The sequence below is a fragment of the Curvibacter microcysteis genome (assembly GCF_028649455.1).
In the GTDB taxonomy this organism is placed as follows: domain Bacteria; phylum Pseudomonadota; class Gammaproteobacteria; order Burkholderiales; family Burkholderiaceae_C; genus Curvibacter; species Curvibacter microcysteis.
Map to the genome: position 1 here is coordinate 18,626 of NZ_JAQSIO010000009.1, position 14,138 is coordinate 32,763.

The window sequence follows — 14,138 nt, forward strand, 5'->3', positions numbered from 1 at the left end:
CGCACGGCCCCAGCGCCAACTGCCCTCGCCATGCTGCAAGCCTGCCCTCGCCAGGGTGCAGCACGGCGGGCGCGTTGGCGGGGCCACGCCGCCCCCACGGCCCGGCCCTCGGTGCGATAATTTTTGACTCTGTGCGGCGCCCGCGATGAACACCTGTCGGTCCCACGCGGCGCAGCGCACAACCCCCAACTTCCTGGTGTGACCCCATGAACTTCGACTACGCCAACCCCTACCTCAGCACCCGCTTGCCGGTTTTTGCCCGCAACGTGGTGTCTACCTCGCACCCCCTGGCAGCCCAGGCCGGCTTGCGCATGCTGTGGAAGGGCGGCAATGCGGTCGATGCCGCTGTCGCGGCTGCCGCCGCCATGACCATCGTCGAGCCCGTCAGCAACGGCTTGGGCAGCGATGCCTTCTGCATCTTGTGGGACGGCAAAGAGCTGCACGGCCTCAACGCCTCGGGCCGCGCGCCCCAGACCTGGACGCCCGACTATTTCAAGCGCAAGTACGGCGCCGACGCCAAGAACCCGCCCAAGCGCGGCTTTGATGCCGTCACCGTGCCCGGTGCGGTCAGCAGCTGGGTGGCTTTGAGCGAGCGCTTTGGCAAGCTGCCCTTTGCCGACCTGATGGAGCCCGCCATCGAGATCGCCGAGCGCGGCTACCTGCTGCCCACCGTGGTGCAGCAAAAATGGGCGGCCGCCACCGATGAGCTGCGCGGCCTGCCGGGTTTTGCCGACGCCTTCCTGCCCTGGGGCCGGGCCCCCAAGGTGGGCGAGCTGTTCCAGTTCAAGTCGGCCGCTCAAGGCCTGCGCGCCATCGCCAACACCAAGGGTGCCGCCTTCTACGGTGGCGAAATCGCCCAGGCCATCGAGCGCTTCTCGGCCCAGCACGGTGGCACGGTCACGGCGCGCGACTTTGAGGACTACCGCCCCGAATGGGTCAAGCCGCTGGGCAAGGACTACCGTGGCTACACCCTGCACGAGATCCCGCCCAATGGCCAGGGCATTGCCGCGCTGATCGCGCTTGGCATCCTGCAGAACTTCGACATCGGCTCGCTGCCGGTGGATGGCATCGATTCGCAGCACTTGCAGATCGAAGCCATGAAGCTGGCCTTCGCCGACGTCTACCGCTACGTGGCCGAGCCCTCGTCCATGGAAGTCACGCCCGAACAGATGTTGGATGACGCCTACCTGGCCTCGCGCGCCAAGCTCATCAACATGAAGAAGGCACAGGACTTCGGCGCGGGCAACCCGGTCAAGGGCGGCACCATTTATCTGACGGCGGCCGACGAGAACGGCATGATGGTCAGCTTCATCCAGAGCAATTACATGGGCTTCGGTTCGGGCTGCGTCGAACCTAACTTCGGCATCAGCCTGCAAAACCGCGGCCACGGCTTCAGCCTGGACGCCGGCGCCCTGAACCCCGCCAACCTGGTGGCACCGGGCAAGCGCCCCTTCCACACCATCATCCCGGCCTTCCTGACCAAGGACGGCCAGCCGGTGATGAGCTACGGCGTGATGGGCGCCAACATGCAGCCGCAAGGCCACATGCAGACCCTGGTGCGCATGTTGGACTACGGCCAAAACCCGCAGGCCGCCTGCGACGCCCCGCGCTGGCGTTACAACGCGGGCCTGGAGATCAACGTCGAGTCCGCCCTGCGCAGCGACACCGTGCAAGGCCTGGCCGAACGCGGTCATGTGATGGAAGTCATCAACGACTCCTACCAGGACTTCGGTGCGGGCCAGTTCATCTGGCGCGCCGGCGACCCCAAGGTCGAAGGCTATGTGGTGGCCAGCGACCCGCGCCGCGACGGTCTGGCCGCCGGCTTCTGAGCGTTTTGTCTCTGGTCCCTGGGCCCGCCTGAGCGCGGGCCCCAGAAAGCGGTCTTCTTTTGTCTTCTTCCTCAGCGCCCGCTTCGGGCGAAGCCTCCAAGCAATTCGCGCTCGGTCTGGTGCTGGCCACCGTTGGGGCGATTGCCTTCAGCGGCAAGGCCATCATCGTCAAGCTGGCCTACCGCCATGGGGTGGATGCGGTCACGCTCATCATGTACCGCATGCTGTTTGCGCTGCCCATCTTCTTGGCCATGGCCTGGTGGGGCACCTACCGGCGGGGCGCGCAGCGGCCCAGCCCGCTGAGCCGGCGCGACTGGCTGGGCATCCTGGGCCTGGGTTTCAGCGGCTACTACCTGGCCAGCTTTCTGGACTTTGCCGGGCTGGCTTACATCAGTGCCAGCCTGGAGCGCCTGATCCTGTACCTCAACCCCACCCTGGTGCTGCTGCTGGGCCGCGTGCTCTATGGCAAGGCCATCAGCTGGCGCCAGCTGGCCGGCATGGCGGTCAGCTACAGCGGGGTGCTGCTGGTGTTTGGGCACGAGATTCAGCTGCAAGGCGGGCAAGCCGCCTGGGGCACCCTGCTGGTGTTCCTCAGCGCGGTCAGCTACGCGCTGTACCTGGTCTACAGCGGCGAAATGGTGCGACGCATCGGCTCGCTGCGCCTGGTCGGTCTGGCCACCTCGGTGGCCTGCCTGTGCTGCCTGCTGCAGTTTGTGCTGCTGCGCCCGATGTCGGCGGCCGTGGTCGCGCCCGAGGTGCTGTGGCTCTCGGTGCTCAACGCCACGCTGTGCACGGCGGTGCCGGTGCTGATCGTGATGATGGCCATCGAGCGCATTGGCGCCAGCCTGACCGCGCAGACCGGCATGGTGGGCCCGATGTCCACCATCTTGATGGGCGTGCTGATCCTCGGCGAGCCCTTCACCGCCTGGGTGGCGGTGGGCTCGGTCCTGGTGCTGGCGGGTATTTTCATCTTCACGCGCAGCGGGCGCGGCTGAGCCGCCGGGCGTGGCCCCCGCGGCCCCCGCCGTGCGCTGGCCCCAGGCCAGCACGGCTTGCCAGGCCCCCGTATCATCAGCGCCCAACGAACCATCACTTTGAATCAACAGGAGCATCAGCATGGATTTGGGCATTGCAGGCAAGTGGGCCTTGGTATGTGGCGCCAGCAAGGGTTTGGGCTTTGGCTGTGCCCAGGCGCTGGTGCGTGAGGGCGTGAACGTGGTGATTGGCGCGCGCGGCGCCGAAGCCCTGCAGGCAGCTGCCGAGCGCTTGCTGGCCGACCCACTGCGCCCGGCCAGTGCCCAGGTGCTGGCGGTGGCGGGTGATGTGACCACCGAAGCCGGCCGTGCTGCCTTGCTGGCCGTGCCCGGTGGCCCGGGCGTGAACTTCGACATCGTGGTCACCAACGCGGGCGGCCCGCCGCCCGGTGACTTCCGCGACTGGGACCGCGAGGCCTGGATCAAGGCCTTGGACGCCAACATGCTGACGCCGATCGAGCTGATCAAGGCCACCATCGACGGCATGGCCGCGCGTGGCTTTGGGCGCATCGTCAACATCACCTCCAGCTCGGTCAAGTCGCCCATCGACATCCTGGGCTTGAGCAATGGGGCCCGCAGTGGCCTGACGGGTTTTGTGGCGGGCGTGGCACGCAGCTCGATCGCCGCCAAGGGCGTGACCATCAACAACCTGCTGCCGGGCAAGTTCGACACCGACCGCATCGCCACCACGGTGGCGGCCACGTCCAAGAAGACCGGCCAGAGCGTGGACGCCATCCGCGCCAGCCAGCAGGCGCAAATCCCGGCGGGCCGCTATGGCCGCCCGGACGAGTTTGGTGCCATCTGCGCCTTCTTGTGCAGCACGCACGCGGCCTACCTGACGGGGCAGAACATCCTGCCCGATGGCGGCGCCTACCCAGGCACCTACTGAGCCTGCCTGCGCAGCGCGCTCAGCGCTGCGCCGACACCACGATGCCGGCCACGATCAGCGCAAAGGCCAGCGCGTGGAACCACTGCGGGTGGTCACCCAGGAACAGGGTGGACATGACGGCCGCGAACAGCGGCGTCAGGTTGATGAAGAAACCCGCCATGGCTGGGCCGGCGCGCTGCACGCCCGCGCCCCAGCAGCGGTAGGCCAGCAGGGCCGGGCCCAGTGCAATGAAGGCCAGCGCCGCCAGCAGGGCGGGGCCCCATTGGATGTGGGCAGCGGTCAGCGCCCATTCGCCACCGGCAAACAGGCCAGACCAAGCCAGGCCAAACACCATCTGCGCCATCAGAAATTGCGCCCAATCGCCGCGCACCTCTGCGGGTTCGCGCGTGCGCACCAAGAGCCAGCTGTAGAAGGCCCAAGCGATGGACGCCAGCAGCATGAACAGGTCACCCGGCACCAGCTTGAAGGCCATCAGCTGGGCCCATTCGCCCCGGCTCAGCACCAGCAGCACGCCCAGGATGGACAGCAGCGCGCCCAGCAGCTGGCGCCGCGCCACCGGCACACCAAAAAACAGGGCGCCCACGGTCAGCATCCACACCGGCATGCTGGAGCCCACCAGGGTCACGTTGATGGGCGTGGAGGTCTGCAAGGCCAGGTACTGCAGCGCGTTGTAGCAGCCCACGCCCAGCAGGCCCAGCAGCGCGTAGCGGCGCCAGTGCGGCCACAGCGGGCTGTTCTTTTTCAGCACCGCGGCGGCCAGTGGCAGCAGCAGCACGAAGGCCAGCACCCAGCGCAGGAAGTTCAAAGTCATCGGGGGCACGAGCTCGTGCACGAGGCGGCCCACCACGGCATTGCCGGCCCACAGCAAGGGGGGCAGGGTCAGCAAGGTGATGGTGGAAGGAGTCAGTCGGTTGGCCATGGCTGCGCACTGTACAGGCTGACCGGGGCCAGCGCGGCCGACTGACTGCAAGCACCCGCAAATCGTGGCACCATCGGGGCCGTCTTGCGCCGTGGCGCTGTGTGCGGCGCCGCCTCGCTCCGGTCGATCTGGAGCGGGCCCTGACGCCTTCCACAGAAAACCGACACCGGAGACCCGAGATGACCCGAGCCGTACGCATAGACCAGCATGGTGGCCCCGAAGAACTGAAGATCGTGGACGTTCAAGTGGGCGACCCCGGCCCGGGCGAGGTGCGCATCCGCCACCATGCCATCGGCCTGAACTTCATCGACATCTACCAGCGCAGCGGCCTGTACCCCTTGACCATGCCCCTGCACCTGGGCATGGAAGGCGCGGGTGTGATCGAGGCCGTGGGCGAGGGCGTTACCCACCTGCGCGTGGGCGACCGCGCGGCCTACGCCAGCCAGCCCCCGGGCAGCTACTGCGAAGTGCGGGTCATGCCGGCCAAATGCGTTTGCGTGCTGCCCGAGGGCATCTCCTTCGAGACCGGCGCCGCCATGATGCTCAAGGGCTTGACCGCCCAGTACCTGCTCAAGAAGACCCTGCCCGTCGAAGGCCTGCAAGCCGGCGACCATGTGCTGTTCCATGCCGCTGCCGGTGGTGTGGGGTTGATCGCCTGCCAATGGGCCAAGGCCCTGGGCCTGCAGCTGATTGGCACGGCGGGGTCGGACGCCAAATGCGCGCTGGCCCTGGCCAATGGCGCAGCGCACGCCATCAACTACAGCCGTGAGGACTTCGCCGCCCGCGTCAAAGAGATCACCGGTGGCCGAGGCGTCAAGGTGGTGTACGACTCGGTGGGCAAAGACACCTGGGACAAGTCCCTGGACTGCCTGCGCCCCTTCGGCCTCATGGCCAGCTTTGGCAACGCCTCGGGCCCGGTGGCCCCGTTTGCGCCGGGCAGCCTGGGCAACAAGGGCTCGCTCTACGTCACCCGCCAGACCCTGTTCACCCACATCGCCACCCGGGAAAGCACCCAGGCCATGGCCGACGACCTGTTCAAGGTGGTGCTCAGTGGCGAGGTGAAGATCCACATCGAGCAGCGCTTCAAGCTCGAAGAGGTGCAGGCCGCGCACCGCGCGCTGGAAGCGCGCCAAACCACGGGCTGCACCATCCTCACGCTGTGAGAACCCCCGCCTGGCTGACCCGGGCCCGCGCGGCGGCCCAGCAAGACGCCCTGCGCCCGCGCCTGCCGCTGCTGGTGGCGGGCCTGCGCATTGGCTCGGTCGAAGACGAGGTGCTGGCCTTTGTGGCCGACCTGGCCCCCGCCTTGCCCCTGCAGCGGGAGGACACGCCGCGCGGCCCGGTCTGGCAATTGGACTGCGCGCCCGAGGACACCACCACCACCCTGAACGAGCTGGCGCAGGCCTTGCGCGAGGCGAACCTGTGCGGCCCCTGGCGCGACGAGCAGCTCGGGGTGCTGGGCCCGGCAGCGCGGCGCCTGGGCACCATCGAGCGCGGCGCGGTGCGCGTGCTGGGCCTGGCCACCCAGGCCGTGCACCTGGTGGGCTGGGCGCCTGACGGCCGCATGTGGGTGCAACAACGCGCCCTGGACAAGCCCAACGACCCCGGCCTGTGGGACACCTTGATGGGTGGCATGGTCTCGGCCGAGGACGATGTCTCGCAAGCCCTGGCGCGCGAGACCTGGGAAGAAGCCGGCCTGCGCCTGGCGCAACTGGAAGGCCTCGCCCATGGTGGTCACCTCAACTTCCGCCGCCCCAGCGCGGAGGCGGGGGGCTGTGGCTACATGATCGAGCGCATCGACTGGTACCAGGCCACCCTGCCCGAGGGCGTGTTGCCGGCCAACCAGGACGGCGAGGTGGCGCAGTTTGAGTTGATCACGCGCGAGGATTTGCTGGCGCGCCTCAAGGCTGGGCAGTTCACGCTCGAGGCCAGCCTGATCGCCGCCGAAGCCCTGGGGCTTTGAGCCGGGCGCGGCCAGACCTCCAGTCCTCAGGCCGCCCGACCCGGCGCTGCGCCCTGGCCTTGCAGGGCGGGCTGGCGCTGGTGGGCGACGTCCCGGATCAGCGCCCAGGCCGACTCGGCCAGCGGGCTCAGCGCGCGGTTTTTTCGGTGCACCAGCATGATGTCGCGGTCCACGCGCGGCCACAGCGCGCGCACGGCCAGGCCTGGCAGGCCTTCGGGTGGCAGGGCCAGCGTGGGCACGACTGAGATCCCCAGCCCGGCTTCGACCATGCGAAAGATGGTGGTGGGGTGACCCACGTCGTGCGCCATGTCGCAGCGCACGCCCTGGCTGTCCAGGGCGCGGTCGATCAGGCGCCGGCTGCCCGAGGCATGGTCCAGCAGCACCAGCGATTGGCCCGCCAGGTCGGTCCATGCCACGTGGTCCGAGCTGGCCAAGGGGTGGCTGGGCAGGCAGACCAGGCAAAAAGGCTCGGACAGGATGGCCTCGCTGTGCAGGTCCTCGCGCTCGCCCGGGTCGATCACCACGCCAAAGTCCACTTCGCCTGAGCGCACGCTGTCCAGCACATCGTGCTGGATGCGGTCCAGCATCAGCAGCTGCAGGCCCGGCAGGCTGCGCTGGCACAGGGTGATGCACTCGGGCATCAGGTTGGCCGACAAGGTGGGGCTGCTGGCCACGCGAACCCGGCCCCGGCGCTCGGTGGCCATGCCCTGCACGTCCTGCAAGGCGGTGTCCAGGTCCTCCAGCACCCGGCCCAGGCGCGCGGCCAGGCGGCGGCCGGCTTCGGTCAGTTCGACCTCGCGCGTGGTGCGGTTGAGCAGCTTCAGGCCCAACTGGCCTTCCAGTTCGGTGATGCAGCGGCTCACCGCGGGCTGGGTCAGTCCGATCAGCGCGCCGCTGCGGCTGAAGTTGCGGGTCTCGGCCACGGACTGGAAGACCTGAAGCTGGCGCAGGGTGACATTCATACGTCGGCATGATAAATCCATCAGTGAAATGCATTTCACTTTTGAATCCCGCTCAGGCCTAATCGCCCCCCTGGGACTGGCATGGCGCCGGGCCCTTCTGTTTGGAGGCCGCATGGCGCGTTCCCGTTTTCTGCCTGACAACTACACCTTCGCGATCCTGGGCACCGTGGTGCTGGCCAGCGTGCTGCCGGCTTCGGGGGCGGTGGCTCAGGGCTTTGAGTGGCTGACCGTGGCCGCGGTCAGCCTGCTGTTTTTCCTGCACGGCGCCAAGTTGTCGCGCGAGGCGGTGTTGGCCGGCATCGGCCACTGGCGCCTGCACCTGGTGGTGGTGGCCAGCACCTTTGTGCTGTTCCCGCTGCTGGGCTGGGCGCTGCGTCCCGTGCTGGAGCCGCTGGTGACGCCGGACCTGTACCTGGGCGTGTTGTTCCTGTGCGCCTTGCCGGCCACGGTGCAGTCGGCGATCGCCTTCACCGCCGTGGCCCGGGGCAACATGCCGGCGGCCATCTGCAGTGCCTCGGCCTCGACCCTGATGGGCATCTTCATCACGCCCTTGCTGGTGGGCCTGCTGCTGCAGCGCCATGCCGCAGGCGGCGACCCCCTGATGGCCATCGGCAAGATCATGCTGCAGCTGTTGCTGCCCTTTGTCAGCGGCCACCTGCTGCGCCCCTGGATTGGCGACTTCGTCAAACGCCGTGCGCCGCTGCTCAAGTACGTGGACCAGGGCTCCATCCTGCTGGTGGTCTACACCGCCTTCAGTGCCGCGGTGATCCAGGGCCTGTGGAAGGACATGCCCCTGTCTTCGCTGCTGGGCCTGCTGCTGGTGTGCGCGGCGATTCTGGCTTTGGCCTTGATCAGCACCACCTGGCTGGCGCGGCGCCTGGGCTTCTCGAAAGAGGACGAGATCACCATCGTGTTCTGTGGCTCCAAGAAGAGCCTGGCCAGCGGCGTGCCCATGGCCAAGGTCTTGTTCGCCTCCAGCACCGTGGGCGCCATCGTCCTGCCCTTGATGCTGTTCCACCAGATGCAGCTGATGGTCTGCGCCGTGCTGGCCCAGCGCTATGCCGCGCGGGCTCAGGCCCAGTTGCCCGCGGGCGACTGAGCGGCCCGCCCCGGGCCTCAGACCGGGGGCGTGTCCGAGGCCACCGGACGCAGCCGGTTGGGCGCCAGGGCGCCCGCCGAGTCGAGGATGGGGTAGGCGATCGAGCAGATGTGCGAGTTGATGCGTTTGAGCTCGCTGATCAGGTCGATGTGCAGTGAGCTGGTCTCGATGCTGGGCATGCTCTGTTCGCTGAGCCGACCCAGGTGGGTGTTGGCGTAGGCGCGTTCCAGGTCGCGGAAGCGGGCTTTTTCTTCGAGCAGCTTTTGCGCGTCGCGCAGCTTGCCGTTGAGGAACACGCTCATGCCCAGGCGCAGGTTGTCGAGCAGGCGCCCGTGCAGCTCGGTGATCTCGGCCAGCCCGGCGTCGGAAAAGGCCACGCCCTTGCGGATTTTCTTGTCTTCGATGTCGAGCAGCACGCGCTCGACGATGTCGCCAATTTGCTCCATGTTGATGGTGAAGCTGATGATGTCGGTCCAGCGCCGGCTTTCTTCCTCGCCCAGGGCCTCGCGGGAGATCTTGGTCAGGTAGTACTTGATGGCCGAGTAGAGTTGGTCCACTTCGTCATCGCGTCGACGCAGCGCGCGTGAGAGTTCCAGGTCGTTGTTGCGCAGCACATCCATCACGCCGCGCAGCATGGTTTCCACCACATCGGCCTGGTGCAGGGCTTCGCGTGCCGCGCACGAGATGGCCAGCGCCGGCGTGGACAGGGCTGACGGGTCCAGGTGCTGGGGGCGCTGGTGCTTGGGGTTGGCGTCCTGGACAGGCAGCAGCCGGGTCACGGCCTGGGCCACCCACTGGGTGAAGCCAATGAAGCCCACGCTGACGATCAGGTTGAAGCCCAGGTGGAACAGCACCACGCCTTCGCTGGCGCCGGGCATGTGGGGCTGCAGGTGGCGAATCCACAGCCCAATGAAGGGCGCCATCAGCAGCACGCCCAAGGCCTTGAAGATCAGGTTGCCCAAGGTCACCTGGCGCACCGCGATGACAGCGCGCGCGGTGGTCAGCACGGCCAGCAGGCCGCTGCCCAGGTTGGCGCCCAGCACCAGGCCCAGGGCCACGTCCATGGCCACCACATGCGAGGCCGCCATGGCGGCAATCAACAGCACGATGGCCAGGCTGGAATAGGCCAGCACCGCCAGCACCGCGCCCAGGGTGATTTCGAGCAGGATGTCGCTGGTCACCGAGTCCAGCATGGCCTTGATGACGGGCGAGGCCAGCATGGGGCCGCTGGCCTGCACCACCATTTCCAGGGCCATCAGCATCAGGCCCAGGCCAATCAGCACCCGGCCGATGCGGCCAGCCGGGTTGGCCTGGCGCGAGATGAACAGCACCACACCGACCAGGATGAACAGCGGCGACAGCCAGGACAGGTCGATGGAGAACAGCACCGACATCAGCGCCGTGCCAATGTCGGCGCCGCGCATCACGGCCAGGGCGGCCGGCAGGGTGATCAGCCCCTGGCCCACAAAGGACGAGGTCATCAGCGAGGTGGCGGTGCTGGACTGCACCAGGGCGGTGACCCCGATGCCGGCCAAGGCCGCGCTGAAGCGGTTGCTCAGGTTGTGCGCCAGCAGACGGCGCAGGTTGGCGCCAAACACCCGCAGCACCCCGGTGCGTACCAGGTGGGTGCCCCAGACCAGCAAGGCCACGGCGGCCAGCAAATTCAACAAATGCTTCATGAACCCAGGCTTCTTTTTTGGAGGCCAGGCGCACGGTGCGCCTGGCTGGGCGACCGGGGGCCGCAGTGGCCGCAGGTTTCGCTCAGCAAGCGAATGAGCATACGCCGGTTCTGGGGGCCTGGCGCGCACAGGCCGTCGGGCTCGCACCCGGAGGCTGTGTGCCCCGCAAGCGTCTTCAGTCGATTAAGCCCGCCCCGTCATGAAACGGATAGGGACCGGGCCAGCGGCCGCACAGGGCCAGGTGGCTGACCAAGGGGCCGGCTTCGGGCCAGGCGTGCAGGGCGTAGGCGGGGGGCTCCAGGGTCCAGGCCGAAGCGGCGTCGGGGGCCAGGTCCAGGCAGACCTGGTGGGCGGGCGAGGGCACGGTCATGGCCAAGGTGCCGCCAAAGCGCACCTGGATGCTGCGGTGCAGGTGGCCGCAGAGCACGCGTTCCACGTTGGGGTGCTGGCGCAGCAAGGCTTCGAGTTCGGGGCCGCCTTGGCGCAGGCCAATGGCGTCCATGTGGCCGATCAAGGTCGCAAAAGGCGGGTGGTGCATGGCGATCAGCACAGGGCGCTGGCGCTGGCGCTCCAGCTCGGCGGCCAGCCAGGCCAGGCGTTCTTCGCACAGGCTGCCATGCGGCTCGCCGGGCACCACGGTGTCGAGCACGATGAGCTGCAACTCGCCCACCGGCACGCTGTACTGCACAAAGCCGTCGCGCCCCAGCCAGGGCATGTCGGGGAAGCTGGCACGCAATTGCTGGCGTTCGTCGTGGTTGCCGGGCAGCAGGTAGATGGGTTGGCTCAAGGGCGCCAGCAGGGCGCGCAGCTGGGCGTATTCGGCGGCTCGGCCAAAGTCGGTCAGGTCGCCGGTGATCAGCACCGCGTCGGGGCGTTGGCGCGCTTGCTGCAGGTCCTGCACCGCTTGGCGCAGGTAGTGCGAGGTGTCGAGGCGGCCGTAGGCCAGGCGACCAGGCTCGCGGATGTGCAGGTCGGACAGGTGGGCCAGCAAGGTGTTCATGGGCACTTGAAGGGAGCGTGAGGTGGATCGGGGGCCTGGGACTCAGGCGGCCAGGGCATCGCCGGGCATCAGGCATTGCGGGGCGACGCGCAGGCCGACCCGGTCGCCAGGGCGGGCCGGGTGGTCGCGTGGCACGTCGACGGCCAAGGGGGCTTGCTGGGCCACCTGCAGGGTCAGCTGCACGCGCTCGCCCAGGAAGCGGCGTTGCAGCACCTCGCCCTCGGCCAACTCGGCTTGCCAGGCGGTGAGTTCGATGTCTTCGGGCCGCAGCAGCAGGGTGTGTTGTGCGCCCCACAGCGGCGGGCAGGGCAGCTCGATGCCGCCCAGGCGCAACACGTGGCGTTGGCGGGCGTCCTCGTCGCGCTGCAGGCGGTTCACGCGGCCCAGGAAGGTGGCCACGAATGGGTGCTCGGGTTGGCGGTACAAGGTTTCTCCGTCGCCCACCTGCACGATGCGGCCCGCCTGCATGACGGCCAGGCGGTCGGCAATGGCCAGGGCTTCTTGTTGGTCGTGGGTCACATGCACGGCGGTGATGCGCAAGCGGCGCAGCCAGTCGGCCAGTTCGTCGCGCAGCGCTTCTTTGAGTTTGGCGTCCAGGGCGGCCAGGGGCTCGTCCAGCAACAGCACCCGTGGTCGCACGGCCACGGCGCGCGCCAGGGCCACGCGCTGACGTTGGCCACCAGAAAGCTCGGCCGGGCGCTTGTGTTCCAGGCCTTGAAGGCGCATCAGTTCCACCAACTCGCCCACCACGCGCTGGCGTTCGGCCTGGGGCGTGCCGCGTATGCGCAGGCCATAGCCGATGTTGGCCGCCACCGACAGGTGCGGGAACAGGGCGTAGTGCTGGAACACCATGCCCACGCCGCGTTGCTCGATGGGCAGCTGGGTCACGTCGCTGTCACCAAAGCGCAGCAGGCTGCCGGCGTCGGGCATTTCCAGGCCGGCGATCAGGCGCAGCAAGGTGGTCTTGCCGCAGCCCGAAGGGCCGAGCAGGGCCAGCACCTCGCCCGGCTCGATGTGCAAGGTGGTGGGCTGCAGGGCCTGGGTGCCGTCGGGGTAGGTCTTGGCGCATTGGACGATGTCCACGCGCGTGCTTTCATGTTCCATGGTGTTTTTCAATCAGGTGACCCAGGCCTTGCAGGGCCCAGAGCACGGGCAGGATGACGAGCAGAAAAATCAGGGTGTAGGCCGAGCCCACTTCCAGGCGCATCGAGGCGTAGCTGTCGGCCAGGCCCACGGGCAGGGTGCGGGTCAGCGGGGTGTGCAGCATCCAGGTCAGGTTGAACTCGCCCACCGACAGGGTGAACACCATCAGGCAGCCAGCCACGATGGCGGGCAGCACCGCGGGCAGCAGCACGCCCACGAAGCGCTGAAAAAAGCTGGCGCCCAGCGAGCGTGCGGCCTCTTCGAGCGCCACCAGCGAGGCATGCTGCAAGGCCGCGCTGACGGTGCGCACCATGAAGGGCAAGGTGAACACCAGGTGGCCGACCAGCACAAAGGCAAAGCTTTGGCGAAAGCCTTGCAGTGAGCCGTAGGTCAGGATCAAGGCCAGCGCCGAGGCCAGGCCGGGCACGGCCACGGGCAAGGTCAGCAGCTCCTCCAGCAGCCGGGCCCAGCGCGATGGGCTGCGCGCCAGTGCATAGGCGCAAGGCAGGCCCAGCAGCAGGTTGCCCAGCACGCAAGCCAGGGCCAGCAGCAAGGAGGCGCTGACGGTGCTGCCGTAGTGCTCCCAGACCTCGAGCAGCCAGCGCAGGGTGAGGCCGCTTTTCAGCCCGACGCTGTAATTGACCACCAGCCCCGCCATCACGGACAGGATCAGCGGGGTCAGCATGAACAAGGCCACCAGCGCGGTCAGCGCCAGCAGCAAAGTCGGTGGGGTGTGGGCAGAACGCATGGTCGGGCTTTCCTTCAAACACCGGCGGCCGATTTGGCCGCGGACTCGGGGGCCCGCTCGCCCAGCCGGCGGCCGACCCAGAGCACGGCCCAGGTCAACAGGCCCAGGGCCATGGACAGGCTGGCGGCCAGCGCAAAGTTGGCGTAGTTGGTGAATTCGTTGTAGATGGTGATGGGCAGCACTTCGTAGCGGCTGGCCAGGGTGAAGGCGGTGCCAAACGCGCCCATGGCGGTGGCAAACACCATGGCCGCGCAGCTGCCGGTGGTGGGCAAGAGGCCGGGCCACCACACGTCACGCGCCACTTGCCAGCGGCTGGCGCCCAAGGAGCGCGCGGCCTCTTCCAGCGCACCGTCCAGGGCGCTGGCGGCGGCGGTGTAGCTGGCGATGGCGCGCGGCAGCGAAAAGTACAGATAGCCCAAAAACAGGCCGCCCAGGCCGTAGGCCAGGGTCAGGCGTCCCGCCCCCAGGGCGGCGCTGAGGTCGGCCACCAGGCCTTGTCGACCGCCCAGCAGGATCACGAAAAAACCGATGATCACACCAGGGAAGGAGAGCGGCAGCGTCAGCAGTGACAGCAGCAGCTGGCGCCCGGGAAAGCGCTGGCGCGCCAGCGTCAGCCCCACCACGGCCCCGAGCAGCAAGGTCGTGGCGGTCACCCCGGCCGACAGGGCCAGGGTTTGCAGCAGGCTTTTGAGGTAGCGCGCTTCGGTCAGCACCACCCAGTACGTGCTGCCCCCCAGGCTGGCCGGCAGCAGCAGCAATTGGCCCACCGGCAGCAGCCAGAAGGCGGCAAAAAAGACCAGGGCCGGCGTGGCACAGGCCAGGCGCAGGGCGCGTGGCGACAGGGGAGGCAGCAAGGGCATGGAAGTGCTCGGT

Annotated in this window: 13 protein-coding genes; 6 read left to right on the forward strand and 7 right to left on the reverse strand. The window is 68.2% G+C overall.

Annotated features, from left to right (window positions below):
- The first annotated feature begins 206 nt into the window (after positions 1-206).
- The 3 genes from PSQ39_RS18505 to PSQ39_RS18515 all read left to right on the forward strand — a co-directional run bounded on the left by PSQ39_RS18505 (position 207) and on the right by PSQ39_RS18515 (position 3,752).
- Positions 207-1,829 carry a gamma-glutamyltransferase family protein gene (locus tag PSQ39_RS18505; RefSeq protein WP_273928569.1) on the forward strand — a complete coding sequence of 541 codons (1,623 nt, stop codon included), beginning with the start codon at positions 207-209 and terminating at the stop codon, positions 1,827-1,829.
- A 59-nt stretch (positions 1,830-1,888) separates the two neighbouring features.
- A complete protein-coding gene (locus tag PSQ39_RS18510) occupies positions 1,889-2,824 on the forward strand; it encodes a DMT family transporter (RefSeq protein WP_273928571.1) in 936 nt (311 codons plus the stop codon).
- 121 nt (positions 2,825-2,945) lie between these two features.
- On the forward strand, positions 2,946-3,752 hold the full coding sequence (locus PSQ39_RS18515; RefSeq protein ID WP_273928574.1) for an SDR family oxidoreductase: 807 nt from the start codon (positions 2,946-2,948) through the stop codon (positions 3,750-3,752).
- 19 nt (positions 3,753-3,771) lie between these two features.
- Here PSQ39_RS18515 and PSQ39_RS18520 read toward each other — a convergent pair whose 3' ends face one another.
- Positions 3,772-4,671 carry a DMT family transporter gene (locus tag PSQ39_RS18520; RefSeq protein ID WP_273928576.1) on the reverse strand — a complete coding sequence of 300 codons (900 nt, stop codon included), beginning with the start codon at positions 4,669-4,671 and terminating at the stop codon, positions 3,772-3,774.
- Positions 4,672-4,850: 179 nt separating this feature from the next.
- Here PSQ39_RS18520 and PSQ39_RS18525 point away from each other — a divergent pair, with 179 nt between their 5' ends.
- Together PSQ39_RS18525 and PSQ39_RS18530 are read left to right on the forward strand one after the other, a co-directional pair.
- Positions 4,851-5,834: a quinone oxidoreductase family protein gene (locus PSQ39_RS18525; protein ID WP_273928578.1), complete on the forward strand. Its 984-nt coding sequence runs from the start codon at positions 4,851-4,853 to the stop codon at positions 5,832-5,834.
- Positions 5,831-6,634 carry an NUDIX hydrolase gene (locus tag PSQ39_RS18530; protein ID WP_273928580.1) on the forward strand — a complete coding sequence of 268 codons (804 nt, stop codon included), beginning with the start codon at positions 5,831-5,833 and terminating at the stop codon, positions 6,632-6,634. The genes PSQ39_RS18525 and PSQ39_RS18530 overlap by 4 nt, the downstream gene beginning before the upstream one ends.
- Before the next feature lie 26 nt (positions 6,635-6,660).
- On the opposite strand, the gene PSQ39_RS18535 is transcribed toward PSQ39_RS18530, so the two are convergent.
- On the reverse strand, positions 6,661-7,596 hold the full coding sequence (locus PSQ39_RS18535; protein WP_273928583.1) for a LysR family transcriptional regulator: 936 nt from the start codon (positions 7,594-7,596) through the stop codon (positions 6,661-6,663).
- A gap of 112 nt (positions 7,597-7,708) precedes the next feature.
- Here PSQ39_RS18535 and PSQ39_RS18540 point away from each other — a divergent pair, with 112 nt between their 5' ends.
- A complete protein-coding gene (locus PSQ39_RS18540; protein WP_273928585.1) occupies positions 7,709-8,695 on the forward strand; it encodes a bile acid:sodium symporter family protein in 987 nt (328 codons plus the stop codon).
- A 17-nt stretch (positions 8,696-8,712) separates the two neighbouring features.
- Here PSQ39_RS18540 and PSQ39_RS18545 read toward each other — a convergent pair whose 3' ends face one another.
- From PSQ39_RS18545 to PSQ39_RS18565, 5 genes are all read right to left on the reverse strand, one after another.
- Positions 8,713-10,374, reverse strand: coding sequence for a Na/Pi cotransporter family protein (locus tag PSQ39_RS18545; RefSeq protein ID WP_273928587.1), 1,662 nt, complete (start codon positions 10,372-10,374; stop codon positions 8,713-8,715).
- A 175-nt stretch (positions 10,375-10,549) separates the two neighbouring features.
- Entirely contained in the window at positions 10,550-11,374 is an 825-nt protein-coding gene (locus PSQ39_RS18550; protein WP_273928590.1) for a phosphodiesterase, read from the reverse strand.
- Between the two features lie 42 nt (positions 11,375-11,416).
- Positions 11,417-12,478, reverse strand: coding sequence for an ABC transporter ATP-binding protein (locus tag PSQ39_RS18555; RefSeq protein WP_273928592.1), 1,062 nt, complete (start codon positions 12,476-12,478; stop codon positions 11,417-11,419).
- Positions 12,468-13,265, reverse strand: a complete 798-nt coding sequence (locus PSQ39_RS18560) for an ABC transporter permease (RefSeq protein ID WP_273928594.1) — start codon at positions 13,263-13,265, stop codon at positions 12,468-12,470. Before PSQ39_RS18560 ends, PSQ39_RS18555 begins: the two co-directional genes overlap by 11 nt.
- Positions 13,266-13,279: 14 nt before the next feature.
- Positions 13,280-14,125, reverse strand: coding sequence for an ABC transporter permease (locus PSQ39_RS18565; RefSeq protein ID WP_273928596.1), 846 nt, complete (start codon positions 14,123-14,125; stop codon positions 13,280-13,282).
- Between the last annotated feature and the right edge of the window lie 13 nt (positions 14,126-14,138).

Coding starts and splice junctions, on each gene's coding strand:
- PSQ39_RS18505 (WP_273928569.1), top strand. CDS start 207: ATGAACTTCGACTACGCCAACCCCTACCTCAGCACCCGCTTGCCGGTT.
- PSQ39_RS18515 (WP_273928574.1), top strand. CDS start 2,946: ATGGATTTGGGCATTGCAGGCAAGTGGGCCTTGGTATGTGGCGCCAGC.
- PSQ39_RS18520 (WP_273928576.1), bottom strand. CDS start 4,671: ATGGCCAACCGACTGACTCCTTCCACCATCACCTTGCTGACCCTGCCC.
- PSQ39_RS18525 (WP_273928578.1), top strand. CDS start 4,851: ATGACCCGAGCCGTACGCATAGACCAGCATGGTGGCCCCGAAGAACTG.
- PSQ39_RS18535 (WP_273928583.1), bottom strand. CDS start 7,596: ATGAATGTCACCCTGCGCCAGCTTCAGGTCTTCCAGTCCGTGGCCGAG.
- PSQ39_RS18540 (WP_273928585.1), top strand. CDS start 7,709: ATGGCGCGTTCCCGTTTTCTGCCTGACAACTACACCTTCGCGATCCTG.
- PSQ39_RS18545 (WP_273928587.1), bottom strand. CDS start 10,374: ATGAAGCATTTGTTGAATTTGCTGGCCGCCGTGGCCTTGCTGGTCTGG.
- PSQ39_RS18550 (WP_273928590.1), bottom strand. CDS start 11,374: ATGAACACCTTGCTGGCCCACCTGTCCGACCTGCACATCCGCGAGCCT.
- PSQ39_RS18555 (WP_273928592.1), bottom strand. CDS start 12,478: ATGGAACATGAAAGCACGCGCGTGGACATCGTCCAATGCGCCAAGACC.
- PSQ39_RS18560 (WP_273928594.1), bottom strand. CDS start 13,265: ATGCGTTCTGCCCACACCCCACCGACTTTGCTGCTGGCGCTGACCGCG.
- PSQ39_RS18565 (WP_273928596.1), bottom strand. CDS start 14,125: ATGCCCTTGCTGCCTCCCCTGTCGCCACGCGCCCTGCGCCTGGCCTGT.